This window comes from Sphingomonas sp. GW821-FHT09E03 (genome assembly GCF_059416225.1).
In genome coordinates, this window is sequence record NZ_JBWKOS010000015.1 from 19991 (window position 1) to 41932 (window position 21942).

General features: G+C 69.0%; 27 protein-coding genes and 1 tRNA gene. 19 read left to right on the top strand and 9 right to left on the bottom strand.

Annotated features, from left to right (window positions below; genetic code table 11):
- Nucleotides 1–79 precede the first annotated feature (79 nt).
- Genes AC07M8_RS18385 through AC07M8_RS18395 form a run of 3 tightly spaced genes read left to right on the top strand, consistent with a single transcriptional unit; the run spans nucleotide 80 to nucleotide 1820 of the window.
- Nucleotides 80–886, top strand: coding sequence for a VOC family protein (locus AC07M8_RS18385; protein WP_495175681.1), 807 nt, complete (start codon nucleotides 80–82; stop codon nucleotides 884–886).
- Nucleotides 883–1365 carry a VOC family protein gene (locus AC07M8_RS18390; protein WP_495175682.1) on the top strand — a complete coding sequence of 161 codons (483 nt, stop codon included), beginning with the start codon at nucleotides 883–885 and terminating at the stop codon, nucleotides 1363–1365. Before AC07M8_RS18385 ends, AC07M8_RS18390 begins: the two co-directional genes overlap by 4 nt.
- Nucleotides 1362–1820, top strand: coding sequence for an SRPBCC domain-containing protein (locus AC07M8_RS18395; protein ID WP_495175683.1), 459 nt, complete (start codon nucleotides 1362–1364; stop codon nucleotides 1818–1820). Before AC07M8_RS18390 ends, AC07M8_RS18395 begins: the two co-directional genes overlap by 4 nt.
- 21 nt (nucleotides 1821–1841) lie before the next feature.
- Here AC07M8_RS18395 and AC07M8_RS18400 read toward each other — a convergent pair whose 3' ends face one another.
- Nucleotides 1842–2396: a J domain-containing protein gene (locus AC07M8_RS18400; protein ID WP_495175708.1), complete on the bottom strand. Its 555-nt coding sequence runs from the start codon at nucleotides 2394–2396 to the stop codon at nucleotides 1842–1844.
- Between the two features lie 94 nt (nucleotides 2397–2490).
- Here AC07M8_RS18400 and AC07M8_RS18405 point away from each other — a divergent pair, with 94 nt between their 5' ends.
- The 6 genes from AC07M8_RS18405 to AC07M8_RS18430 all read left to right on the top strand — a co-directional run bounded on the left by AC07M8_RS18405 (nucleotide 2491) and on the right by AC07M8_RS18430 (nucleotide 6350).
- Complete coding sequence (locus AC07M8_RS18405; RefSeq protein WP_267396766.1) at nucleotides 2491–2778, top strand: BolA family protein; 288 nt, start codon at nucleotides 2491–2493, stop codon at nucleotides 2776–2778.
- A 5-nt stretch (nucleotides 2779–2783) separates the two neighbouring features.
- The gene (locus AC07M8_RS18410; RefSeq protein WP_495175684.1) at nucleotides 2784–3497 is read left to right on the top strand and encodes a glutathione S-transferase; all 714 of its coding nucleotides are present in this window, start codon (nucleotides 2784–2786) and stop codon (nucleotides 3495–3497) included.
- Nucleotides 3487–3945, top strand: coding sequence for an NUDIX hydrolase (locus tag AC07M8_RS18415; RefSeq protein ID WP_495175685.1), 459 nt, complete (start codon nucleotides 3487–3489; stop codon nucleotides 3943–3945). Before AC07M8_RS18410 ends, AC07M8_RS18415 begins: the two co-directional genes overlap by 11 nt.
- Complete coding sequence (locus AC07M8_RS18420) at nucleotides 3938–4837, top strand: pirin family protein (RefSeq protein WP_267396763.1); 900 nt, start codon at nucleotides 3938–3940, stop codon at nucleotides 4835–4837. The genes AC07M8_RS18415 and AC07M8_RS18420 overlap by 8 nt, the downstream gene beginning before the upstream one ends.
- Before the next feature lie 34 nt (nucleotides 4838–4871).
- Nucleotides 4872–5753: an alpha/beta fold hydrolase gene (locus AC07M8_RS18425; protein WP_495175686.1), complete on the top strand. Its 882-nt coding sequence runs from the start codon at nucleotides 4872–4874 to the stop codon at nucleotides 5751–5753.
- 108 nt (nucleotides 5754–5861) lie between these two features.
- Nucleotides 5862–6350, top strand: a complete 489-nt coding sequence (locus tag AC07M8_RS18430; protein WP_495175687.1) for an RcnB family protein — start codon at nucleotides 5862–5864, stop codon at nucleotides 6348–6350.
- A 24-nt stretch (nucleotides 6351–6374) separates the two neighbouring features.
- Here AC07M8_RS18430 and AC07M8_RS18435 read toward each other — a convergent pair whose 3' ends face one another.
- Nucleotides 6375–6872 (bottom strand): MarR family winged helix-turn-helix transcriptional regulator, encoded by a 498-nt coding sequence (locus tag AC07M8_RS18435; RefSeq protein WP_495175688.1) that lies wholly within the window; start codon nucleotides 6870–6872, stop codon nucleotides 6375–6377.
- A gap of 81 nt (nucleotides 6873–6953) precedes the next feature.
- Here AC07M8_RS18435 and hisG point away from each other — a divergent pair, with 81 nt between their 5' ends.
- From hisG to AC07M8_RS18460, 5 genes are all read left to right on the top strand, one after another.
- A complete protein-coding gene (gene hisG, locus AC07M8_RS18440) occupies nucleotides 6954–7616 on the top strand; it encodes an ATP phosphoribosyltransferase (protein WP_495175689.1) in 663 nt (220 codons plus the stop codon).
- The gene (gene hisD, locus AC07M8_RS18445; protein ID WP_495175690.1) at nucleotides 7613–8908 is read left to right on the top strand and encodes a histidinol dehydrogenase; all 1296 of its coding nucleotides are present in this window, start codon (nucleotides 7613–7615) and stop codon (nucleotides 8906–8908) included. The genes hisG and hisD overlap by 4 nt, the downstream gene beginning before the upstream one ends.
- Nucleotides 8909–9018: 110 nt before the next feature.
- A complete protein-coding gene (gene nusB / locus AC07M8_RS18450; RefSeq protein ID WP_267396756.1) occupies nucleotides 9019–9474 on the top strand; it encodes a transcription antitermination factor NusB in 456 nt (151 codons plus the stop codon).
- Nucleotides 9475–9507: 33 nt separating this feature from the next.
- Entirely contained in the window at nucleotides 9508–10413 is a 906-nt protein-coding gene (gene thiL / locus AC07M8_RS18455; RefSeq protein ID WP_495175691.1) for a thiamine-phosphate kinase, read from the top strand.
- A 296-nt stretch (nucleotides 10414–10709) separates the two neighbouring features.
- Nucleotides 10710–12875 carry a sodium-translocating pyrophosphatase gene (locus AC07M8_RS18460; protein ID WP_495175692.1) on the top strand — a complete coding sequence of 722 codons (2166 nt, stop codon included), beginning with the start codon at nucleotides 10710–10712 and terminating at the stop codon, nucleotides 12873–12875.
- A 34-nt stretch (nucleotides 12876–12909) separates the two neighbouring features.
- Here AC07M8_RS18460 and AC07M8_RS18465 read toward each other — a convergent pair whose 3' ends face one another.
- From AC07M8_RS18465 to AC07M8_RS18475, 3 genes are read right to left on the bottom strand one after another with little or no spacing between them, the layout of a single operon-like run.
- Nucleotides 12910–14160, bottom strand: coding sequence for an adenosylmethionine--8-amino-7-oxononanoate transaminase (locus AC07M8_RS18465; protein WP_495175693.1), 1251 nt, complete (start codon nucleotides 14158–14160; stop codon nucleotides 12910–12912).
- On the bottom strand, nucleotides 14157–14777 hold the full coding sequence (bioD, locus tag AC07M8_RS18470; protein ID WP_495175694.1) for a dethiobiotin synthase: 621 nt from the start codon (nucleotides 14775–14777) through the stop codon (nucleotides 14157–14159). Before bioD ends, AC07M8_RS18465 begins: the two co-directional genes overlap by 4 nt.
- Nucleotides 14774–15892, bottom strand: a complete 1119-nt coding sequence (locus tag AC07M8_RS18475) for an 8-amino-7-oxononanoate synthase (protein WP_495175695.1) — start codon at nucleotides 15890–15892, stop codon at nucleotides 14774–14776. The genes bioD and AC07M8_RS18475 overlap by 4 nt, the downstream gene beginning before the upstream one ends.
- A gap of 227 nt (nucleotides 15893–16119) precedes the next feature.
- Here AC07M8_RS18475 and infA point away from each other — a divergent pair, with 227 nt between their 5' ends.
- From infA to AC07M8_RS18500, 5 genes are all read left to right on the top strand, one after another.
- Nucleotides 16120–16365, top strand: coding sequence for a translation initiation factor IF-1 (gene infA / locus AC07M8_RS18480; RefSeq protein ID WP_055844981.1), 246 nt, complete (start codon nucleotides 16120–16122; stop codon nucleotides 16363–16365).
- 64 nt (nucleotides 16366–16429) lie between these two features.
- A complete protein-coding gene (locus tag AC07M8_RS18485) occupies nucleotides 16430–16996 on the top strand; it encodes a Maf family protein (protein WP_495175709.1) in 567 nt (188 codons plus the stop codon).
- Nucleotides 16989–17936, top strand: coding sequence for a ribonuclease (locus AC07M8_RS18490; protein ID WP_495175696.1), 948 nt, complete (start codon nucleotides 16989–16991; stop codon nucleotides 17934–17936). The genes AC07M8_RS18485 and AC07M8_RS18490 overlap by 8 nt, the downstream gene beginning before the upstream one ends.
- Nucleotides 17933–18106, top strand: coding sequence for a DNA gyrase inhibitor YacG (locus AC07M8_RS18495; protein WP_495175697.1), 174 nt, complete (start codon nucleotides 17933–17935; stop codon nucleotides 18104–18106). The genes AC07M8_RS18490 and AC07M8_RS18495 overlap by 4 nt, the downstream gene beginning before the upstream one ends.
- A 28-nt stretch (nucleotides 18107–18134) precedes the next feature.
- Nucleotides 18135–18210: transfer RNA gene (locus tag AC07M8_RS18500), tRNA-Phe, on the top strand.
- An 87-nt stretch (nucleotides 18211–18297) separates the two neighbouring features.
- On the opposite strand, the gene AC07M8_RS18505 is transcribed toward AC07M8_RS18500, so the two are convergent.
- From AC07M8_RS18505 to AC07M8_RS18520, 4 genes are all read right to left on the bottom strand, one after another.
- A complete protein-coding gene (locus AC07M8_RS18505) occupies nucleotides 18298–19083 on the bottom strand; it encodes an SDR family NAD(P)-dependent oxidoreductase (RefSeq protein ID WP_495175698.1) in 786 nt (261 codons plus the stop codon).
- An 85-nt stretch (nucleotides 19084–19168) separates the two neighbouring features.
- Nucleotides 19169–19810, bottom strand: coding sequence for a 3-oxoacid CoA-transferase subunit B (locus AC07M8_RS18510; RefSeq protein ID WP_495175699.1), 642 nt, complete (start codon nucleotides 19808–19810; stop codon nucleotides 19169–19171).
- On the bottom strand, nucleotides 19810–20520 hold the full coding sequence (locus tag AC07M8_RS18515) for a CoA transferase subunit A (protein ID WP_495175700.1): 711 nt from the start codon (nucleotides 20518–20520) through the stop codon (nucleotides 19810–19812). The genes AC07M8_RS18510 and AC07M8_RS18515 overlap by 1 nt, the downstream gene beginning before the upstream one ends.
- 60 nt (nucleotides 20521–20580) lie before the next feature.
- The gene (locus tag AC07M8_RS18520; protein WP_495175701.1) at nucleotides 20581–21882 is read right to left on the bottom strand and encodes an Nramp family divalent metal transporter; all 1302 of its coding nucleotides are present in this window, start codon (nucleotides 21880–21882) and stop codon (nucleotides 20581–20583) included.
- Nucleotides 21883–21942 lie beyond the last annotated feature (60 nt).

The window sequence follows — 21942 nt, forward strand, 5'->3', positions numbered from 1 at the left end:
CCTGCAATCATTGCCGTTCGATCCGGTTTTGACGCCAACGCACTTTTGCCGGACACTCCGGTGCAGCAGCCGAGTCGCGATGGGAGAGACGACCATGGCCAACCCGCACGGTTCCCCGATCTGGTATGAATTGCTCACTCGCGATCCAGCCGCCGCAAAGACCTTCTACGACGCGGTGATCGGCTGGTCGGTTGGCCCCCGCCCGCCGGGACTCCATGATTACCGGATGATCGCCATCGATCAGCATGACGGCGCGGGGCTGGTCGGCGGGGTGATGGCGCTTGACGACCAGATGGCGGCAAACGGCGCCCGCCCCGGCTGGCTGTTCTACGTCGGCGTCGACGATGTCGATGCCACCGCCGAGACGATTAAGGCCGAAGGCGGCACGATCATCATGCCGCCATGGAGCATTCCCGATGTCGGCCGGATGGCGCTGGTCGCCGATCCGCAGGGCATCCCCTTCTACGTGATGCGCGGCGCCAGCGACGAGAATAGTAACGCGTTCGACCGCGCCGGCCTTGGCCAGTGCAACTGGAACGAGCTCAGCACCACCGATCAGCCCGCCGCGCAGCATTTCTACGCGCGGGTGTTCGGCTGGCGCTACCCCGACAGGATGCCGATGGGCCCGATGGGCGATTACGTGTTCGTCGAGGCCGCGGGCACCACGATCGGCGCCACGATGACCGCGCCGGCCGACGGCCCGCCGCCCGGCTGGCTGTTCTATTTCCGCGCGCCGGACATCGAGCGGGCGGCGGCGATGGTCACCGAACACGGCGGCATCGTCCATCGCGGGCCGATGGCGGTGCCGGGCGGCGACCGGATCATCGTCGCCAGCGATCCCGAAGAGGTGATGTTCGGCGTGGTCGGACCGGGGGACGGGGCATGACCAAGATCGCCGCCTGCCTGTGGTATGACGGCGACGCCGAAGCCGCGGCGCATTTCTACACCCAGACCTTCCCCGACAGCCGGATCAGCGCGGTCAACCGCGCTGCCGCGGATTATCCGAGCGGCAAGGCCGGCGATGTCCTGACCGTCGAGTTCACGGTGTGTGGCCGCGAGTTCGTCGGCCTCAACGGCGGCCCGCATTTCCGCTTCGACGAGGCCGTGTCGTTCCAGGTGTTCACCGACGACCAGGCCGAAACCGATCGCTATTGGAGAGCAATCGTCGACGGCGGCGGCAGCGCCAGCGCATGCGGCTGGTGCAAGGATCGCTGGGGGCTCTGCTGGCAGATCGTGCCCCGCCAGTTGCTGGCGGCGATGAGCCACGCCGACCCGGCAGCGGCACGGCGCGCGATGGAAGCGATGATGACCATGAGCAAGATCGACATCGCCGCGATCGAGGCCGCCGTGGCTGGTGACGCTTGACCGACCGGCCCGGGTTCGAACTCGTCGTCGCCGGGGTGATGGCAGCGCCGATCGCCGCGGTGTGGCGCGCCTGGACCGAGCATCTGCCCGAATGGTGGTGCCCGGCGCCGTGGACGGTAGAGGTGATCGAGAACGACCTTCGCGCCGGCGGTCGCTCGGCGATGATCATGCACGGGCCAGGCGGCGAGGCCGAGCCGATGGAGGGCGTGTTCCTCGAGGTGACTCCGCCCAGCCGGATCGTCTTTACTAATGCGTTCACCGCGGGGTGGATTCCGCAGGCGCCGTTCATGGTCGGCTTCTTCGAATGGAGCGAAGAGGAGGGCCACACGCGCTATCGCCACGGCGCCCGCCACTGGAGCGAGGAGGCGATGCGCCAGCATGAGGCGATGGGCTTTCATCCCGGCTGGAGCATCGTCGCCCGCCAGCTCGAGGCGGTCGCCCAGCGTCTGGCCTAGCTCAGCCTCGTAGGACGTCCCTCAAGCGAACGCCGGCGCCTGCCGCAGCTGCTGGTACGCAGCGATCACCTTCTGCAAGTCGCCCTCGAAGCTGCGGTCGCCGCCGTTGCGGTCGGGGTGGTAGCGCCGCACCAGCTCGCTGTAGCGCTTGCGCAGCGCATGCCGGTCGGCATCCGGCGCCAGCCCCAGCGCCTTGAGGCTGCTGCGGTCCTGCCCCGACAGCGGCTTGCCGTCGGTACGCTCGGGCGCGACCTCGCGGCGGTAGCGCGCACCGATTGCGTCGAGCGGATCGCTGAAATCCGCCCAACGCGGGCCCTGATCGCCGGTGCCGGCGCGCGCGAACGCCCGCGTCTCGCGCTCCCAGCCGGCCATCGGCCGCTGCGCGTGGTGGATCTCGTCGGCGGTCATGCCGGCGAAATAGTTGTAGCGATTGTTGAACGCGCGGACATGCTCAAGGCACATCCAGCGGAACTGCGGCGGGCCGCTGCCGTCGCCCGCGCCCTCCAGCGGCGGCGCGCGGAATTCGCCGGGCTCGGGACAACCGGTTTCGGCGCACGGCTTGCCGCCATTGTCCATCCGCCCGTGGAAGCGGGCGTTCGGCTTGTCCTTCCTGTATTCCGTGCGCGCCACAGACGCTCCCTAATCGACGCAAACGGGCTATATAGGCGCGATGATCGACACCGCTACTCATCCGCCGCTCGCCACCATCATCGAACAACGGCTGATCGCCGCGCTCCAGCCGACCGCGCTCGAGGTGACCAACGACAGCCACCATCACGCCGGCCACATGGGCGATGACGGCACCGGCGAATCGCACTTCACCGTCACCGTCGAGGCGCCGGTGTTCGTCGGTCTTTCCAGGGTCGCCCGCCAGCGGCTGGTGAACCAGGCGCTCGCCGATCTGTTGAGCAGCCGGATTCACGCGCTCGCCATCCGCGCCCGCGCCCCGGGAGAATAAGCGTCATGAGTTATCGCCTCTGGTATTGGCCCGAGATCCAGGGCCGCGGCGAGTTCGTCCGCCTCGCGCTCGAGGCCGCGGGCATCGACTATGTCGATTGCGCGCGCATCGACGGCGCCGAGGCGATGATGAACGATCTCGAGCAGCGCGCCGCCAGCGGCATCGGTCCGTTCGCCCCGCCCTATCTGGCACTGGACGACCGGGCGATCGCGCAGGTAGCCAACATCCTCCTGTTCCTTGGCGACCAACACGGCCTCGCGCCGGCGGCGCCGGCCGAGCGCTACTGGCTCCACCAGCTCCAGCTCACGATCGCCGATCTGGTCGCCGAGGTGCACAACGTCCATCACCCGGTGGCGATGATGGACTATTACGAAGACCAGAAGCCCGAGGCCGATCGCGCCGCCGAGCAGTTCCGCGACCAGCGCCTGCCCAAGTTCCTCGATCACTTCGAGGCCGCCGCCACGGCGCATCCCGGCGACTGGGTGGCTGGCGACACCTGGAGCTATGCCGATACCTCGCTGTTCCAGCTGGTCGAAGGCCTGCGCTACATGTTCCCGCAGCGGATGGGCGCGCTGGAGCCCGACTATCCCGCGCTGGCCGCGTTGCACGACCGGGTCGCCGCGCTGCCGGGAATCAAGGCCTATCTCGCCAGCGACCGCCGGATCCCGTTCAACACCGACGGCATCTTCCGCCATTATCCCGAACTCGATGCCGCCTGAGTCCAACCGCGTTCCCCGCCCTGCCGCGCGCATCCTGCTGGTGGACGGCGCAGGCCGGGTGCTGCTGTTCCGCTTCGTGCCGTCGGATCGGCCGCCCTTGTGGTGCACCCCCGGCGGCGCGGTCGATCCCGGCGAGAGCTATGCCGCCGCGGCGCGGCGCGAGCTGTGGGAAGAGGTAGGCCTCGACATGGATTGCGGTCCCGAGGTCGCGCAACGCACGATCGATTTCCTCACCTTCGAGGGCGTCGAAGTGAGGGCTGACGAGCGCTACTTTCGGATCGACGTCGATAGCTGCGAGGTCGAGGCCGGGCAACTCACCGAATTGGAGCGCAAGCTGCTCGTCGGGCACCGCTGGTTTTCCCGAAACGACATCGTCGGCCATCACGAAGTGATCTATCCTGCCGATCTTGTCGCTCTTCTGGACACAACGGAGCCCCGCCGTGCTTGACGATTTCGTTCTCCAGACCATCCTCCCCGTCACCCACGATCTCGGTGGATTCAAGGTTCACCGCACTCTGCCGAGCAAGGCGCGCACCATGGTGGGGCCGTTCCTGTTCTTCGACCAGATGGGCCCGGCGCAGCTCGGGGTCGGCGAGGGCATCGACGTCCGCCCCCACCCGCACATCAATCTCTCCACCGTCACCTATCTGTTCGATGGCGCGATCGACCATCGCGATTCGCTCGGCACCAACGCGCGGATCGAGGCGGGCGCGGTCAATCTGATGACGGCGGGCCATGGCATCGTCCATTCCGAACGCTCGCCCGGCGACGAGCGCGCCGCAGGCCCGGCGCTGTCCGGGATCCAGACCTGGCTCGCGATGCCCGAGGCAGTGGAGGAGATCGATCCCGCCTTCGAGCATGTCGCCAAGGCCGATCTGCCGACGCTCGACGCGCATGGCGCGCGGGCGCGGATCATCATGGGCGAGCTGTGGGGCCAGCGCGCGCCGACCACCACCTACGCCGGCACGATCTATGCCGATCTGGTGCTCGAGCCCGGCGCCGCGGTGCCGATCGACGCCGCCGCCGAGGAGCGCGCGGTCTATCTCGCCATGGGCGAGGCGACGCTCGAGGGCGTGCCGCTCGAACCGATGGTGCTGTATGTGCTGCGCCCCGGCATCGCCGCGACGCTGCGCTCGGCGACCGGCGGGCGGGCGATGCTGTGCGGCGGCGACGCCTTCGCCACCCCGCGCCACGTGTGGTGGAATTTCGTCTCGTCGAGCCGCGAGCGGATCAACGAGGCCAAGCGCGCGTGGAAGGCCGGCGATTTCCCGGTCATTCCCGGCGACGACCAGGAATGGATCCCGATTCCCGAGATCCCCAAGACGGTAAGCTATCCCTGATCTCTCCCGGATGACGTAAAGAAAGGGAAGATCGATGACGCAGCCCCTTCACCGCATCGCCCTGGCCACCGGCGTCGAGCTCGACGTTGCGCTCGCCGGCGATCCCGCGCAGCCGCCGGTGATCCTGCTCCACGGCTTTCCCGAATCGCACCGCACCTGGCGCGGCATCGTCCCCGATCTCGCCCGCGACCATTACGTCATCGCCCCTGATCAGCGCGGTTACGCCCGCTCGTCCAAGCCTGAGGGCGTCGAGGCCTATGCGCCCGACAAGATCCTCGGCGATCTGATCGCGCTCGCCGATCACCTCGGCATCGATCGGTTCATCCTGGTCGGCCACGATTGGGGCGGCGCGATCGCGTGGATGGCGGCGCTTGCCCGGCCGGACCGGGTGGAGCGGCTGGTGATCGTCAACGCGCCGCACCCGCTGCTCTTCCAACGTGCGCTGTTCGACGATCCCGCCCAGCGCCAAGCCAGCCAATATATTACCCGCTTCCGCGACACCGGCCTCGACGCGGGGCTGGTCGGCGCCGGACTGGAACGCTTCTTCGCCTCGAGCTTCGCCGAACACGCCGCCGCCGCCATCCTCGGCGCCGACAAGGCCGCTTATCTCGACGAATGGGGCCAGCCGGGCGCGATGACGGCGATGCTCAACTGGTATCGCGCCTCGTCGGTGATCGTGCCCGCGCCGGGCGAACAGCCACCCCGCCCCGCCTTCCTCGACGCACCCTTCCCGCCGGTGACGCAGGACACGCTGGTGATCTGGGGCATGCGCGATACGGCGCTGCTGCCACCGCTGGTCGACGACCTTGGCCCGTTGGTGCCGCGACTGACCGTGGCGAAGATCGATGCGGGCCATTTCGTCACCTGGCAGCAGCCCGAGGCGGTGGTCGCCGCGATGCGGGCCTGGGGCATCTGAACCCTGTCGCTACGATGACTGGCGCATTCGGGAGGCGTTCAGTGGCGTGCGCCTAGAACTCGATCGTGCCGGGTTCCCAGCCCGGCACCGATTCGAAGGAGAACCATCATGCGCAAGATCATCATCGCCGCGCTTGCCGTCACCACCCTCGCCCCTGTCGCCGCGCCCACCGTCGCCGCCGCGCAGAGCTATGGCGAGGTCGCCCGCGATCAGCGCGAGGTCAACCGCGATCGCCGCGAGCTCGACTATCAGCGCCGCAACGGTGACCGCGGCGATGTCCGCCGCGCCCGCCAGGAGCTGCGCGAGGATCGCCAGGAGGCCCGCGAGGACTGGCGCGACTATCGCCGCAGCCATCGCGACGTCTATCGCCGCCCGGCCTATGCCGGCCCGCGCAACTACCGCTATCGCCCGGTCACCGTCGGCTATCGCTTCGCGCCCGAATATTACGGCCAGCGCTACTGGATCAACGATCCCTACACCTACCGGCTCGGCCGCCCCGGCTATGGCCAGCGCTGGATCCGCTACGGCAACGACGTGGTGCTGATCGACACCCGCTCGGGCCGCGCGGTCCAGGTCTACAACAGCTTCTTCTACTAAAGGCTGCGCCGGCGGGGTGGGGCGCTAGAACCCCACCCCGCTCAGGCTGCGGAAATGTCCGCGCGCCTCGTCGCCCATCAGATTCTGCATCACCGTCCAGTACCCCGCCACCGCGGCGCCGCCCGAGGCGCTATAGGCCTGCGCCATGTTGGCGCGCAGATCGGCAAACAGCGCGCGTTCCAGCGCCTCGCCTTCGGGCGTTAGGTTGAGCAGCCGCGTCCGCCGGTCGCGCTCGCCGGCACGCTGCATCAGCAGCCCACGATCGATCAAATCCTTGGCGACCCGCCCGAACGACTGTTTGGTAACCCCGAGCAGCGCGAGCAGCTCCCCCACCGTCACCCCCGGCTTGCGCCCGACGAAATAGAGCAGGCGATGATGAGCCCGCCCCAGCCCGCGCGTCGCAAGCTCCTCGTCGACATGGCGCAGGTGGCGGCTGTGGGCGAAGAACATCAGGTCCATGCCCCCGCGGATCACGTCATCGCGCAGGAACAGCTCGGCCGGTGGCAGCACAATGTCAGTCATCTTGACACAATCCCGCAGGGATAGCGCCTTGGCTAGCCCCAATCGGTTGCCGGTCCCGGCCATGGCCACTAAGGCGCGGGCATGGCCGATCCGATCATCATCGCGGTGCCCAAGGGCCGCATCCTCGCCGAGGCGGTGCCGCTGCTCGCCCGCGCCGGCATCCACCCCGAGGCCGCCTTCTCCGACGAGGACAGCCGCGCGCTCCGTTTCGCCACCGACGATCCCGGCATCGAGCTGATCCGCGTCCGCGCCTTCGACGTCGCCACCTTCGTCGCCCATGGCGCCGCGCAGCTCGGCATCGTCGGGTCGGACGTGCTCGCCGAATTCGATTATTCCGAGCTCTACGCGCCGGTCGACCTCGGCATCGGCCATTGCCGGCTGTCGGTCGCCGAGCCCGCCGCGATGGCCGCGGGCGATGATCCACGCGGCTGGAGCCATGTCCGCGTCGCCACCAAATATCCCCATGTCACCGCCGCGCACTTCGCCGCGCGCGGCGTCCAGGCGGAATGCGTCAAGCTCAACGGGGCGATGGAACTCGCGCCCACCCTCGGCCTCGCTCCGCGCATCGTCGATCTCGTCTCCTCGGGCCGCACCCTTAAGGAAAACGGCTTGGTCGAAGTCGACGTGATCACCGAAGTGACCAGCCGCCTGGTGGTCAACCGCGCGGCGATGAAGACGCGCGACCGCGTCGTGCCATTGGTCGAGGCGTTCCGCCGCGCCGTCGCCCAGGCACGCGTCGCATGATCCGTCTCGACACGCGCGACGCCGGTTTTGCCCAGGCTTTCACCGCACTGGTCGAGGATCGCCGCGAGGCCTCCACCGACGTCACCCGCGATGTCGCCACCATCATCCGCGCCGTTCGCGATGAGGGCGAGGCCGCGGTCGAGGCATTCACCGCCAAGCTCGACCGCCACGATCTCGGCGAGACCGGCTGGCGGATCGAGCCGGCGGCCAGCGCCGCTGCCTATGCCGCGCTCGAGCCTGGCCTGCGCGTCGCGCTCGATCTCGCCGCCGCCCGCATCCGCGCCTATCACGAGCGCCAGACGCCCGCCGACAGCGACTATGTCGACGCCGCCGGCGTCCGTCTCGGCGCGCGCTGGCGCGCGGTCGATGCCGCCGGCATCTACGTTCCCGGCGGCCGCGCCGCTTACCCCTCGTCGCTGCTGATGAACGCGATTCCGGCCAAAGTTGCCGGGGTCGAACGGCTGGTGATGGTGACGCCGACACCAGACGGCCAGATCAACCCCCTCGTCCTCGCCGCCGCGCATCTTGCCGGGGTCGACGAGGTATGGCGGATCGGCGGCGCCCAGGCGATCGCCGCGCTCGCCTACGGCGCCGGCCGCGTCGCCGCGGTGGATGTCATCACCGGCCCCGGCAACGCCTGGGTCGCCGAGGCCAAGCGCCAGGTCTATGGCGTGGTCGGGATCGACATGGTCGCGGGGCCCTCCGAGATCGTCGTCGTCGCCGATGCCAGGAACGATCCGCAGTGGATCGCCGCCGACCTGCTCAGCCAGGCCGAGCATGACACCACCACCCAGTCGATCCTGTTCACCGACGACGCCGATTTTGCCGATCGCGTCGCCGCCGCGGTCGACGCCGAGCTCGGCGGCCTCGCCACCGCCGCGGTCGCGCGCCAGGCGTGGGACGCCAATGGCGCGATCATCCTCGTTGATTCGCTCGAGGCCGCCTGCCCGCTGGTCGACCGCCTCGCGCCCGAGCATCTCCAGCTCGCCGTCGACGATCCCCAGGCGCTGTTCGACCGCGTCCGCCACGCCGGCAGCGTGTTCCTCGGCCGCCACACTCCCGAGGCGATCGGCGATTATGTCGCCGGTCCCAACCACGTCCTCCCCACCGGCCGCCGCGCCCGCTTCGCCAGCGGCCTCTCGGTGCTCGACTTCATGAAGCGCACCAGCTTCCTCGCGCTCGACGAGACCGCGCTGGCCGAGCTCGGCCCAGCGACGGTGGCGCTCGCCAACGCCGAAGGCCTCCCCGCCCACGCCCGCTCGGTGGCGCTGAGGCTGCGGCTCAACCACTAGGTCCCTCATCATCCCGGGCTCGCCCGGGATGACGGGATGCCGGGCCTGTCCCACCCCCAATTGCGACACGGGGGTGACGGAACCGCCGCTTGAGCCTACATGCCCGGCCGATGTCCCGTACCACCGCCCGCACCCAGGCTCGCGCCGCCGCCCGTCTCGCCGCCGTCCAGGCGCTGTATCAGCATGAGATGGAAGGCACCGCGGTGCCGGCGCTGCTTCACGAATTCCACAACCACCGGCTCGGCGCGATTATCGAAGAGGTCGAATATGCCGAGGCCGATCTCGATTTCTTCGACGATCTGGTGAAGGGCACCACCGCCCGCGCGGGCGAGATCGATCTCGCCATCGAGGGCAAGCTCGCCAAGGGCTGGACGCTTGCCCGGCTCGACAAGCCGATGAAGGCGATCCTGCGCGCCGGCACCTATGAGCTGATGGCGCGCCCCGACGTGCCGGTCGGCGCGACGATCAGCGAATATGTCGATGTCGCCCACGCCTTCTACGAGCGCCGCGAGGCAGGCTTCGTCAACGGTCTGCTCGACGCCATCGCCAAGGACGTCGGCCGCTAACCGGCGACCCTCGCCGGCAACCGGGGCCGCGCCATGACCGAAGCCGATTTCCTCGCCGCCCTGCGCGCGCTGCCGCTGCACCCCGCCGCGCGCGGCCTGCGCGACGATGTCGCGCGGCTCGCCGGTGGCCCGCTGGTGGTGAGCACCGACACGCTGGTCGAGGGCGTCCACTTCCTCAGCGATGACACGCCGCAGGACATCGCCTGGAAACTGGTCGCGACCAACCTGTCGGATCTCGCCGCCAAGGGCGCAAGGCCCGAGGGTATCCTGCTCAACTATCCGCTGTCCGACGAAGGCTGGGATCGCGCCTTCCTCGAGGGACTCGCCACCGTGCTCGCCGCGACCGGCACCGCGCTGCTCGGCGGCGATACCGTCACCCTCCCCGCCGCCGCCCCGCGCTTCCTCACCGTCACCGCCTTCGGCAGCGACACGCCCGCGCCTCCGCGCGGCGGTGCCGGCGAGAATGACGCCTTGTGGGTCACCGGCACGATCGGCGACGCCGGGATCGGCCTCGCGGTCGCGCTTGGCGGCAACGGCCCCGCCGCGCTTGCCGAGCGTTACCGCCGCCCACAGCCGCGGCTCGCCGAAGGCCGGCTTCTCGGCCGCATCGCCCATGCGATGATGGACGTGTCGGACGGATTGCTGATCGACGCAGCTCGCATGGGCGCCGCAAGCGGACTGGCTGTAGAGCTCGACCTCGCCGTGGTGCCGCTGTCCGACGCCTATCGCGCCCATGCTGGGGATACGCTGGACGCACGGCTGGCCGCGGCCTCGTCCGGCGACGATTACGAACTGCTGTTCGCCATGCCCGCCAACACGCCCCCGCCGGTGGCCGCCACCCGCCTCGGTCGGTTCATGCGCGGCGAAGGCCTGCACCTCCATCTGGCCGGCGAGCCAGTGCCGCTGCCGGTGCGCCTGGGTTACGAGCACCAGCGCTGAAATGCGCCAGCCCGGACTGATCCTGATTTTACCGCTGTCCTACAGCCGTCGACTCTGCCAGCCTCGCTGCGGGTCGTGAACCACCCGCGCTCTTTCTTCCTCCGCCATGGGGACCTGAATCACGTCATCGCGCAGGTGAGACTTTAGTGTGACCTTCGGCGGTTATCCGCGGCTTTCACGCGCCGCGCGACCCGCCCGGCCCGAATGGCTTGCGCCCACCCGCGACGCGCCATAGCCTCACCTTCCGCGCGAGCCGGGAACACGTCGGCCGCGCCCAACAGGAGAAGGACGCGAGCATGACCGTGGTCACCATCGCCATCCTCTGCGGCGCCATCGCCGTGGTCTATGGCTTCATCACCAGCCAGCAGGTGCTGCGCGCCTCACCGGGCGACGCCCGGATGCAGGATATCGCCAGCGCCATCCAGGAAGGCGCCAAGGCCTATCTCGGCCGCCAATATACCACCATCGCGGTCGTCGGCGTCGTCGTCGCCGCCATCCTGCTGCTGACGCTGGGGGTCACCTCGACCATCGGCTTCGTGATCGGCGCACTGCTCTCGGGGCTCGCCGGCTATATCGGCATGAACATTTCGGTTCGCGCCAACGTCCGCACCGCGGAGGCTGCGCGCTTCTCGCTGCAGGGCGGGCTGACCATGGCGTTCCGCTCGGGCGCGGTGACCGGCATGCTCGTCGCCGGCCTCGGCCTGCTCTCGATCACCGGCTTCTTCTGGTATCTCACCGGCCCCGCCGGCCACGCGCCCAACGATCGGATCATCGTCGAGGCGCTCACCGCCTTGGCGTTCGGTGCCTCGCTGATCTCGATCTTCGCCCGCCTCGGCGGCGGCATCTTCACCAAGGCGGCCGACGTCGGCGCCGATCTGGTCGGCAAGGTCGAGGCCGGCATTCCCGAGGACGATCCCCGCAACCCCGCGGTGATCGCGGACAATGTCGGCGACAATGTCGGCGATTGCGCCGGCATGGCCGCCGATCTGTTCGAAACCTATGTCGTCACCCTCGGCGTGACGATGATCTCGATCGCGCTGCTGATTCGCGCCGATGCCGCCGAGCTCACCCGGCTGATGACGCTGCCGCTGCTCGTCGGCGGGGTGTGCATCATCACCTCGATCATCGGCACCTACATGGTCCGGCTCGGCAAGGGCAGCATCATGGGCGCGCTCTACAAGGGGTTCTGGACCTCGGCATTGCTCTCCATCCCGGCGATCTACCTTGCCAGCCGTTACGTGCTCGGCGATCTCAACCGCACCATCGGCGGCGCCGGCTTCCTCGATGCGGTGAGCGACGATCTCACCACAAGCCTCGATGCGCCAACCACCACCGCCGCGGGCACGCTTGCGAGCTTCACCGGCATGGACCTGTTCTGGTGCATGCTGATCGGCTTGGCCGTGACCGGGCTGATCGTCTGGATCACTGAATATTACACCGGCACCAACCACCGCCCGGTGCGCAGCATCGCCAAGGCCTCGGAAACCGGCCACGGCACCAACGTCATCCAAGGCCTGGCGATCAGCCTGGAGGCGACCGCTTTGCCGACCCTGGTGATCGTAGTCGCGGTGGTCGCCACCTACCAGCTCGCCGGGATCATCGGTATCGCCTTTGCCGCCACCGCGATGCTCGCCCAGGCCGGCATGGTGGTCGCGCTCGATGCCTATGGCCCGGTCACCGACAATGCCGGCGGCATCGCCGAGATGGCGGGGCTGCCCGACGACGTGCGCGCCCGCACCGATGCGCTCGACGCGGTCGGCAACACCACCAAGGCGGTCACCAAGGGCTATGCGATCGGCTCGGCGGGGCTGGCGGCGCTGGTGCTGTTCGGCGCCTATACCACCGATCTGACGACCTATTTCCCCGACGTCACGGTCGATTTCAGCCTGTCCAACCCTTATGTCATCGTCGGTCTGCTGCTCGGGGCGCTGCTGCCCTATCTGTTCGGCGCGTTCGGGATGACCGCGGTCGGTCGCGCCGCCGGGGCGGTGGTCGAGGAGGTCCGCGGCCAGTTTCGCGACAATCCCGGGATCATGCAGGGCACCAGCCGGCCCAATTACGCCCGCACCGTCGATCTCGTCACCCGCGCCGCGATCCGCGAGATGATCGTGCCGAGCCTGCTGCCGGTGCTGAGCCCGATCGCCGTCTATTTTATCATCACCGCGGTGGCGGGCCAGGCCTCGGGCTTCGCCGCTCTGGGCGCGATGCTGCTCGGCGTGATCGTCTCGGGGCTGTTCGTGGCGCTGTCGATGACCTCGGGCGGCGGCGCCTGGGACAATGCCAAGAAGTTCATCGAGGACGGCAACCACGGCGGTAAGGGCTCCGACGCGCACAAGGCCGCGGTCACCGGCGACACGGTGGGTGATCCCTACAAGGACACCGCAGGGCCGGCGGTGAACCCGATGATCAAGATCACCAACATCGTCGCCCTGCTGCTGCTCGCGGCGCTGGCGGCTCATTGACAGCCTTCCCCCCGGCCGAGGCCGGGGGACACGGCTAGGCCATGGCCGCGCAAGCCTCGCCGATGGCATCGTAGACACGGCCAAGATTGCCTGCGTCGATGCAGTAAGGCGGCATCACATACACCGTGTTGCCGAGCGGCCGCAGCAGCAGGTCGCGCTCGCGGAAGAAGGCGAGCAGCCGCGGGCCCAGCGCGGAGAGATAGGTTCCCTCCTCGCCGCCGATCTCGAGCGCGGCGATGGTGCCGAGCCGGCGGGCGCCCGACACGCCGGGCAGCTTGACGAGTCGCGCTATCCCCGCTGCCTGGCGGCTTGCGAGCTCGGCGACCCGCTCGAGCACCGGCTCGTCACGCCAGATCGCCAGATTGGCGGTGGCGGCGGCGCAGGCGATCGGGTTGGCGGTGTAGCTCGACGAGTGGAAGAACATCCTGGCGCGGTCGTCGCTATAATGCGCCGCGAAGATCGGCTCGGTCGCCATCGTCACCGCCAGCGGCACCGCGCCGCCGGTCAGCCCTTTGGAGAGGCAGAGGATGTCCGGCACCACGCCGGCCTGCTCGCAGGCGAGCAGCGTGCCCGTCCGGCCCCAGCCGGTCATCACCTCGTCGGCGATGAACACCACGCCCGCCGCCGCGCAGATCGCCCGCATCTCGGCGAGCACCCAGGCCGGGTAGAACAGCATGCCGCCCGCGCCTAGCACCAGCGGCTCGACGATGAACGCCGCCGGTGCGGCAGCGCAGGCGCGCTCGAGCGCATCGAGCGTGTCCTGCTCCCGCCCCGCGGCGGGGTAGGGGATGGTGCCGACATCGAACAGCAGCGGCGCATAGGCGTGATTGTACACGCCGCGCGCGCCGACCGACATCGCCCCAATGGTGTCGCCATGGTAGCTATGCTCCATCACCAGGATGCGGTGCCGCGGCTCATCGCGCGCCAGCCAATAGCCAAGCGCCATCTTCAGCGCGACCTCGACGCTGGTTGATCCCGAATCGGAAAAGAACACCCGGGACAGGGCCGGCGGCATGATCGCGGTCAGCCCCCGCGCCAGCGCCTCGGCTGGTTCGTGAGTCCAGCCGGCGAAGATGATCTGGTCGAGCCGCTCGGCCTGGTCGCGGATCGCGGCGACGATGCGGGGATGGCTGTGGCCATGGGTGGTGACCCACCAGGACGAGATCGCATCGACGATCCGGCGACCGTCACCGGTAAACAGGCTGGCACCCTCGGATCGGGTGATCAAAGGGATCGGCTCACCCAGGCCATGCTGGGTGAACGGATGCCACACCGGCGACGTCATCGGAAATCCTCCAGGTCGAAGCTCGCGGCGAACGCCCCTGCCAGCGTCGCGGCATCGAGCGGATCGAGCCTCGGCAACCGCCCCAACCGCCGCACTTGGCCCATCCGCGCGATCGTCGCCTCGCTGTCCGCGACCGCCTCGCCGATGAAGGCGACGCCGAGCAGCGGGATGCCGCGCCGGCGCAGTGCCTCGATCGACAGCAGGCTGTGGTTGATCGTGCCGAGCCCAGTCCGCGCCACCAGCACCACCGGCTGCTGCCAGCGGGCGAACAGGTCGGCGAACAGCAGGTCCGGGGTCACCGGCACCAGCGCGCCGCCGGCCCCTTCCACCACCAGCGGTCCGTCGACGGCGGGCAGCGCCAGCCGCGCAGGATCGATGACGATGCCTTCGATCGCCGCGGCACGATGCGGCGAACACGGCGTGCGCAGGCGATAGGCCTCTGGGACGATCCGCTCGCGCGATACGCCGAGCCGCTCCACCCCCGCAGCATCGCCGCCGTCGTCGGTCCCTGCCTGGATCGGCTTCCAGTAATGGGCACCGAGCGCGACCGCCAGCGCGGCGGCGAATACCGTCTTGCCGATGTCGGTATCGGTACCGGTGACGACGATCGTGCTCACACCACGCGCTCCAGGATCGCGGCGAGCGCATCGATCTCCGCCTCGCCGATGTTGAGAGTCAGGGAGATTCGCAGCCGCGAGGTGCCTGCCGGTACCGTCGGCGGCCGGATGCCGCGCACGTCGAAGCCCGCTGCCTGCACCGCTGCCGCCGCCCGCATCGTCGCGGCATCGTCGCCGAGCACCAGCGGCAGGATCTGCGACCCGCTGGCGCTCACCCCGCAGCGGCCCAGCGCCTGTTCGGCATAGGTGACCAGCCCGGCCAGTCGCTCACGCCGCTCCGGCTCATCGGCCAGGATGCGCAAGGCTTCCCGCACCGCACTTGCCATCAGCGGTGATGGCGCGGTCGAGAAGATGAAGCCGCGGCCGCGGTTGATCAGGAACTCGCGCATCGTAGCCGGGCCACACAGCAGCGCGCCCTCCGCGCCCAGCGCCTTGCCGCAGGTGCGCAGGCTGATCACGTTGGCGCGGCCGTCGAGCCCGGCGGCAAGACCCCGCCCGTCAGGGCCAAACACGCCGGTCGCATGCGCCTCGTCGATCAGCAGCATGCCGTCATGCGCATCGGCCATCGCGAGCAGATCGGCCAGCGGCGCGCGATCGCCATCCATGCTGTACAGGCTCTCGACCGCGATCCACGGCGTGCCGGTGCCGCCTTCCCGGCGCCAGTCGCTGATCGCATCGGCCACCGCGTCGGCATCGTTGTGAGCCGCGGCGACGCGGCCCGCCCGCCCCAGCCGCATGCCTTCATGCGCGCTGGCATGGACCAAGGCGTCGTGGATCACGAGGTCACCGCGCTGAGGCAGGGTGGCAAACAGCGCGGTGTTGGCCGCATAACCGCTGGCGAAGAACAGCGCCGCCTCGCTGCCGAAGAAGGTCGCCGCCTCCGCCTCGAGCGTCTCATGCTCGGCGTCGTTGCCGCGCAACAGCCGCGAGCCACCCGAACCCACCGGCACGCCGCGCGCCAGCGCCGCGGCGACGGCGTTGCGCAGCCGCGCCGAACCGGCAAGGCCGAGATAATCGTTGGACGAAAAGTCGATTCCCGTGCGCGGCATCAACGCACGACGCCGGTCGCGCGAGGCAAGCGCGGCGAGATCGGCAAGGTGGGGCATCAGTGGCATCGGTGCGCCCTAGCGATCTTCTGCACCGCTGCCGACCCGCTTGTGCTACGGCCGGGCGCACCGTGGCAGCGGCGTGGCGGGCGATTCTGGAGGGGATCGTGGCGGCAACGGTTGCGGCGGCGCATCTCACCCCCCATCTTGCTGGTGAAATCCGTGCGCGACTTCCCTTTTGCGGCCTTGTCCGCTAAGGCCCGCGCCGATTTCGTACATCCGAAAAGAGGTTTTGTTTGGCCAAGGAAGAACTGCTCGAAATGCGTGGGCGTGTGGTGGAGCTTCTCCCCAACGCGATGTTCCGCGTCCAGCTCGAAAACGACCATGAAATTCTTGGTCACACCGCCGGCAAGATGCGCAAGAACCGCATCCGCGTGCTGGTCGGCGACGAGGTGCTGGTCGAGCTCACCCCTTACGACCTGACCAAGGGGCGGATCACCTACCGCTTCATGCCCGGTCGCGGCGGTCCCGGACCGTCCTGATCACGCCCGATCCGATGATCCCGTCTGACGCGGGGCGTTGCTCGTGACCGATGATCCCTCCCCCATGCTGGTGCTGGCCTCGACCTCGCCGCGCCGCCGGGACCTGCTCGCGCGCCTCGGCGTGGAGCCGGCGCGCATCGCCGCGCCCGACATCGACGAAGATCCGCTTCCCCGTGAACTGCCCCGCATCTATGCGCTGCGGCTGGCGGTGGAGAAGGCCGCTGCGGTGGAGCGTGGCGCCCATGAGATCGTCATTGCTGGGGACACCACGATCGCGCTCGGCCGCCGTATCCTGCCGCCGGCGCTGACCGAGGACATCCAGCGCGACCTGCTCCGCGCGCTCTCTGGGCGGCGCCATCATGCGCTGTCGGCGGTGTGCGTGGTCGATGCGACGGGCACGGCGCGCACCCGGCTCGCCGACACCGTGGTCGCCTTCAAGCCGCTCGCCGAGGCCGAGATCGACGCCTATGTCGCCAGCGGCGAAGGTCTCGGCAAGGCCGGCGGCTATGCCATCCAGGGCCGCGCCGAGGCGTTCGTGCGCTTCCTCCATGGCAGTCATTCCGGCGTGATCGGCCTGCCGCTGTTCGAGACGCGCGCGCTGCTCAAGGCTGCCGGGCTGCCGCTTGCCTGAGTGGCTGTACGAGGCGGGGATCGGTGAATCCCGTGCCGCGCTGGTCGACGACGATCGCATCATCGAGGCGGCGATCGAGCTCGACGGCGCCTTGCGGCTCGGCACCGTCGCCCGGGCCAAGCTGGTCGAGGTCTTGCCCGGACGATCGGGGCGGCTCGACCTTGGCGGCGCCGAGCTGCTGCTGCCGCGGGTGCCGGCGGGGATCACCCAGGGCGCGACCCTCACCGTCGAGATCGTGCGCGAGGCGATTCCCGAAGCCGGCCGCGCCAAGCCGCCGCGCGCGGTGGCCGTCGATCCCGCGACGCCGCCGGCCGACGGCCCCGATCTGCTCGCGCGCCTCACCGCGTCCGGCCACCGCGTGCGCCACTTGCTCGCCCATCAACCCGATGCGCTCGAAGCGGCGGGCTGGTCCGAGCTGCTCGACGAGGCGATCTCCGGGGAGATAGGCTTCGCGCTCGGCGGCCTGCGGATGAGCCCGACGCCGGCGATGACCCTGTTCGACGTCGATGGCCCGCCGCCCCTCGAACCGCTCGCGCTCGCTGCGGCACGCGCCGTCGCCGAAGCGATCCGCCGCCACGCCGTCGGTGGCTCGATCGGAATCGATTTTCCGACGCTCGCGGGCAAGGCGCCGCGCCTGGCGGTCGCGGACATGATCGACGCGCATCTGCCGATGCCGTTCGAGCGCACCGCGGTGAACGGCTTCGGCTTCCTCCAGATCGTCCGTCCCCGCCCCCGCGCGTCGCTGCCCGAACGGCTCCGCGCCGATCCGGTCGGCGCCGCCGCCCGCGCGGCGCTGCGGACGATGGAACGGATACCGGCCGGTGCGCCGCGCCAGCACCGCGTGACGGCGCCGGTCTACGCCTATCTTCACGCCCGCCCCGCCTGGCTCGAGGCCCTCGCCCGCCGCACCGGCGTTGGCCCCCTATTGGAAAGCGCATGACCACCAAGCCCTGCCCCATCTGCGACAAGCCGGCGTCCGCCGAACACACGCCTTTCTGCTCGCGCGGCTGCCGCGATCGCGACCTGCTGCAATGGCTCGGCGAGGGATATCGCATCCCCGGGCCGCCGATCGACGAAGACGGGCTAGACAGGCGCGATAGCGCCGCCTAAAGGCGCACCTCCGAACGCGGTTCGGCAAGCCCGGGTAGCTCAGTTGGTAGAGCATGCGACTGAAAATCGCAGTGTCGGCGGTTCGACCCCGTCCCCGGGCACCACTTCCAACAATTTGACAATGGCGGGCTTGGCCTGACCGGCAGGAAACGGCGCCGTGCCGCCCCCTGCCCGTCCTCGGGCCGGACCGATCAGGCGATGGTCGGGATCATTCCGCCCTCGACCCTGATCGCGGCGCCGTTGGTCACCGCGCCGAACGGGCTGGCGAGCAGCGCAACCTGCGCGGCGACCTCGGCAGGATCGATCAGGCGGCCAAGCAGCGACAGCGGCCGGTGCCGTGCGAAGAACGCCTGCTCGCGCGCCGCATCGTCCATGCCCTCGTCGGTGACCACCGAGCGGATGAAGTCGCCGATGCCTTCCGACTGGGTCGGCCCGGGCAGCACCGAATTGACGGTGACGCCGGTGCCGCGGGTGCGTTCGGCAAGGCCGCGCGCGATCGCCAGCTGCGCGGTCTTGGTCATGCCGTAATGGATCATGTCGGCGGGGGGCAGCAGCCCGCTCTCGCTGGCGACGAAGATGATCCGCCCGCTGCCGCTCGCCAGCATCTGCGGGAAATAGTGCCGCGCCAGCCGCGCCCCGCTGACGACGTTGACCTCGAACAGATGATGCCAATCGGCGTCGGCGATGTCCTCGAACGCCTTGGCTTCGTAGATGCCGAGGTTGTTGACGAGGATATCGACGGTCGGCACCGCCTCGATCAGTCGTGCCGCGCCCGCCGCCGTCGCCGGGTCGGCCAGCACCGTCCGCACCCGGGCCGCGTCGCCGATCCGCGCCGCCGCTGCCGCCAGCTTGTCGGCACTGCGTCCGCAGATGATCACCTGCGCGCCTTCCGCCGCCAGCCGCTCCGCGATGGCGAGGCCGATGCCCGCGGTGGCGCCGGTGACCAGCGCCGTCTTGTCCTCGAGATGCAATTCCATGGGTAGCCTTTCCTTATCGGATGATCTGCCCAGTTAGTGCGCGATCGCGGACTTACCACCAGCGCTCGTTGGTCCGAGCCGGCCGTTAGCCGTGCAGATCCTCGGCGAAGTCGGTACCGGTTCTGGCCCGCACCTCGTCGACGGTGACTGCCGGCGCCAGTTCGACCAGCCTCAAGCCGGGCTTGTCGCACGCCAGCACGCACAGATCGGTGATGATCAGGTCGACGCAGCCCCTGCCGGTCAACGGCAGGCTGCAATGCTCCAGGATCTTGGGCTCGCCGGCCTTGTTGGCGTGATCCATCACCACCACGACGCGCTTGACGCCGGCGACGAGGTCCATCGCCCCGCCCATCCCCTTCACCATCTTGCCGGGGATCGTCCAATTGGCGATGTCGCCGGCCACGCTCACCTCCATCGCGCCGAGCACGGTGAGATCGATATGGCCACCGCGGATCATCGCGAAACTGTCCGCGCTCGAGAAGAAACTCGAGGTCGGCAGCGCGGTGATGGTCTGCTTGCCGGCATTGATCAGGTCGGGATCGGCCTCCCCCTCGTACGGGAACGGTCCCATGCCAAGCATGCCGTTCTCCGACTGCAAGGTGACGTCGACGCCGGCGGGGATGTAATTGGCGATCAGCGTCGGGATGCCGATGCCGAGGTTGACGTAGAAGCCGTCCTGCAGCTCGCGCGCCGCGCGCTGCGCCATCTGCTCGCGGGTCCAGCTCATCACACAGTCTCCCGCTGGCGGACGGTCAGCTTCTCGATCCGCTTCTCGTTGACCGTGCTCAGCACGACGCGGTCGACGTAGATACCGGGGGTGTGGATGCAATCGGGGTCGAAGCTGCCCGCATCGACGATCTCCTCGACCTCGGCGACGGTGATCTTGCCAGCGGTCGCCATCACCGGGTTGAAGTTGCGCGCGGTCTTGCGGAACATCAAATTGCCCGCCGGATCGGCGCGCCACGCCTTGACGATCGACAGGTCGGCGCGCAGCCAGCTTTCGCGAACATAATCCTCGCCGTCGAATTGCTCCACCGGCTTGCCCTCGGCGACCACCGTGCCCACCCCGGTCTTGGTGAAGAACGCCGGGATCCCCGCCCCGCCGGCGCGGATGCGCTCGGCGAGCGTGCCCTGGGGCGTCAATTCGAGCTCGAGCTCGCCCGACAGATATTGCTGCTCGAATAATTTGTTTTCGCCGACATAAGAGGAGATCATCTTCGCGATCTGCCGGCTGTCGAGCAACATCCACAATCCGAAGCCATCGGCACCGGCATTGTTCGAGATCACCGTCAGCCCAGTGACGCCGCGCGCGCGCACCTCCGCAATCAGGCTCTCGGGGTTGCCCGACAGGCCGAACCCGCCGGCCATGATCGTCATCCCATCGAACAGCAGCCCGTCCAGCGCCGCCGCGGGCGTCTCCACCACCTTGTTCTTCATGCGTCCATCCTCTCGCGGGGCCATCGCTGCCCTGTCGCCCGCTGCTCTAGCGCCGCCGCGCTACCAGAACCAGCTTGCGACCAGGCAAGCGGTCGCCGCAAAGGTCGCGGCGGTGGTCGCCCAGCCGACCACGTTGAGCAAGCGGCCGTTGCGCCGCTCCCCCATCATCCCGCGATCGTTGGTCATCAGCATCATCATCAGCAGCAGCGGCGGGACCGAGAAGCCCTGAACGATGCCGGAGATCACCAGCGCGCGCATCGGGTTGAAGCCGAGGAAGTTCAGCCCGGCCGCGATCACCGTCACCACCAGGATCACCGCATAGAACAGCTTGGCCTCGCTCACCTTGTGATGAAGCGTGCCGTCCTTGCCGATGCCCTGCACCAGATCATAGGCCGCGCCGGTGGTCATCACGGGGACCGCAAGGAAGCCGACGCCGACCACCCCGAGAGCGAACAGCCATTTCGCACCCGCGCCGGCGAGCGGCTCGAGCGCTTGGGCCGCCTGTGCCGCGCTGTCGATCTGAGTGATCCCCTGCGGGTGAAGCGTGGTCGCGGTGGAAAGGATGATGAAATACAGAATGATGTTGGCGAAGATCATCCCCGTCATCACGTCGCGCCGGGTCCGCGCGAGCTCGCCGCGGCTCGCCCCGCGCCGCTGGCGGGCGGTCTCCTTGCCCTCGTCGATCTGCTCCTCCACCTCCTGGTTGGACTGCCAAGTGTAGACATAGGCCGACAGCGAGGTGCCGATGCAGGCGACCACCATCGCCAGGAAATCGGAGGAGAAGGTGATGTTCGGCGAGACGGTGGCGCGCACCACCTTGATCCAGTCCGGCCTGGCGAGCACCGCGGCGATCACATAGGCGAACAGCGCCAGGGTAAGCCAGCGGAACACCTTGCGCAGCATCTCGTAGCTGCCGAAGAACTGGAACAGCATCACCCCGATCGCGACCAGCACCACGATCAGCGGCACCGGGATCGGCACCAGCAGGTTGATCGCCGCGCCGACCCCGCCAAGGTTGGCGGAGGCCTCGATGACATTGCCGGCGAAGGCGCCGAGCATCAGCGGATAGAGCAGCCAGCGCGGGTAGCGATCGCGCACCGCGGCGAACAGCCCCTTGCCATAGACCCGCCCGAGCTTCGCCGCGATATAGGTCACGACGAACATCATCGGCAGCAGCACCGGGGCGATCCACAGGAAGCCGAGCCCGAACTTGGCGCCAGCGCTGGCATAGGTGCCGATCGCGGAAGGATCGTCGTCGGCGGCGCCGGTGATGATGCCGGTACCGAGCGCGCGCAGGACCCCGCCCTGCTGGGGTGGCACGCGTTGGCCGTCCTCGTCGCCCGCCGTCACCAAACCTGCCATGATGCTCCCGATTCGCCTCGCCCGATGCAAACAGCCCTGGCCGGCGTTGGTTCATTGCCG

Excerpts from the sequence above, each read along its gene's own strand:
- AC07M8_RS18385 (WP_495175681.1), top strand. The coding sequence starts at position 80 with ATGGGAGAGACGACCATGGCCAACCCGCACGGTTCCCCGATCTGGTAT.
- AC07M8_RS18390 (WP_495175682.1), top strand. The coding sequence starts at position 883 with ATGACCAAGATCGCCGCCTGCCTGTGGTATGACGGCGACGCCGAAGCC.
- AC07M8_RS18400 (WP_495175708.1), bottom strand. The coding sequence starts at position 2,396 with ATGGACAATGGCGGCAAGCCGTGCGCCGAAACCGGTTGTCCCGAGCCC.
- AC07M8_RS18405 (WP_267396766.1), top strand. The coding sequence starts at position 2,491 with ATGATCGACACCGCTACTCATCCGCCGCTCGCCACCATCATCGAACAA.
- AC07M8_RS18410 (WP_495175684.1), top strand. The coding sequence starts at position 2,784 with ATGAGTTATCGCCTCTGGTATTGGCCCGAGATCCAGGGCCGCGGCGAG.
- AC07M8_RS18415 (WP_495175685.1), top strand. The coding sequence starts at position 3,487 with ATGCCGCCTGAGTCCAACCGCGTTCCCCGCCCTGCCGCGCGCATCCTG.
- AC07M8_RS18425 (WP_495175686.1), top strand. The coding sequence starts at position 4,872 with ATGACGCAGCCCCTTCACCGCATCGCCCTGGCCACCGGCGTCGAGCTC.
- AC07M8_RS18430 (WP_495175687.1), top strand. The coding sequence starts at position 5,862 with ATGCGCAAGATCATCATCGCCGCGCTTGCCGTCACCACCCTCGCCCCT.
- AC07M8_RS18435 (WP_495175688.1), bottom strand. The coding sequence starts at position 6,872 with ATGACTGACATTGTGCTGCCACCGGCCGAGCTGTTCCTGCGCGATGAC.
- hisG (WP_495175689.1), top strand. The coding sequence starts at position 6,954 with ATGGCCGATCCGATCATCATCGCGGTGCCCAAGGGCCGCATCCTCGCC.
- hisD (WP_495175690.1), top strand. The coding sequence starts at position 7,613 with ATGATCCGTCTCGACACGCGCGACGCCGGTTTTGCCCAGGCTTTCACC.
- nusB (WP_267396756.1), top strand. The coding sequence starts at position 9,019 with ATGTCCCGTACCACCGCCCGCACCCAGGCTCGCGCCGCCGCCCGTCTC.
- thiL (WP_495175691.1), top strand. The coding sequence starts at position 9,508 with ATGACCGAAGCCGATTTCCTCGCCGCCCTGCGCGCGCTGCCGCTGCAC.
- AC07M8_RS18460 (WP_495175692.1), top strand. The coding sequence starts at position 10,710 with ATGACCGTGGTCACCATCGCCATCCTCTGCGGCGCCATCGCCGTGGTC.
- AC07M8_RS18465 (WP_495175693.1), bottom strand. The coding sequence starts at position 14,160 with ATGACGTCGCCGGTGTGGCATCCGTTCACCCAGCATGGCCTGGGTGAG.
- AC07M8_RS18475 (WP_495175695.1), bottom strand. The coding sequence starts at position 15,892 with ATGCCACTGATGCCCCACCTTGCCGATCTCGCCGCGCTTGCCTCGCGC.
- AC07M8_RS18485 (WP_495175709.1), top strand. The coding sequence starts at position 16,430 with ATGCTGGTGCTGGCCTCGACCTCGCCGCGCCGCCGGGACCTGCTCGCG.
- AC07M8_RS18495 (WP_495175697.1), top strand. The coding sequence starts at position 17,933 with ATGACCACCAAGCCCTGCCCCATCTGCGACAAGCCGGCGTCCGCCGAA.
- AC07M8_RS18505 (WP_495175698.1), bottom strand. The coding sequence starts at position 19,083 with ATGGAATTGCATCTCGAGGACAAGACGGCGCTGGTCACCGGCGCCACC.
- AC07M8_RS18510 (WP_495175699.1), bottom strand. The coding sequence starts at position 19,810 with ATGAGCTGGACCCGCGAGCAGATGGCGCAGCGCGCGGCGCGCGAGCTG.
- AC07M8_RS18515 (WP_495175700.1), bottom strand. The coding sequence starts at position 20,520 with ATGAAGAACAAGGTGGTGGAGACGCCCGCGGCGGCGCTGGACGGGCTG.
- AC07M8_RS18520 (WP_495175701.1), bottom strand. The coding sequence starts at position 21,882 with ATGGCAGGTTTGGTGACGGCGGGCGACGAGGACGGCCAACGCGTGCCA.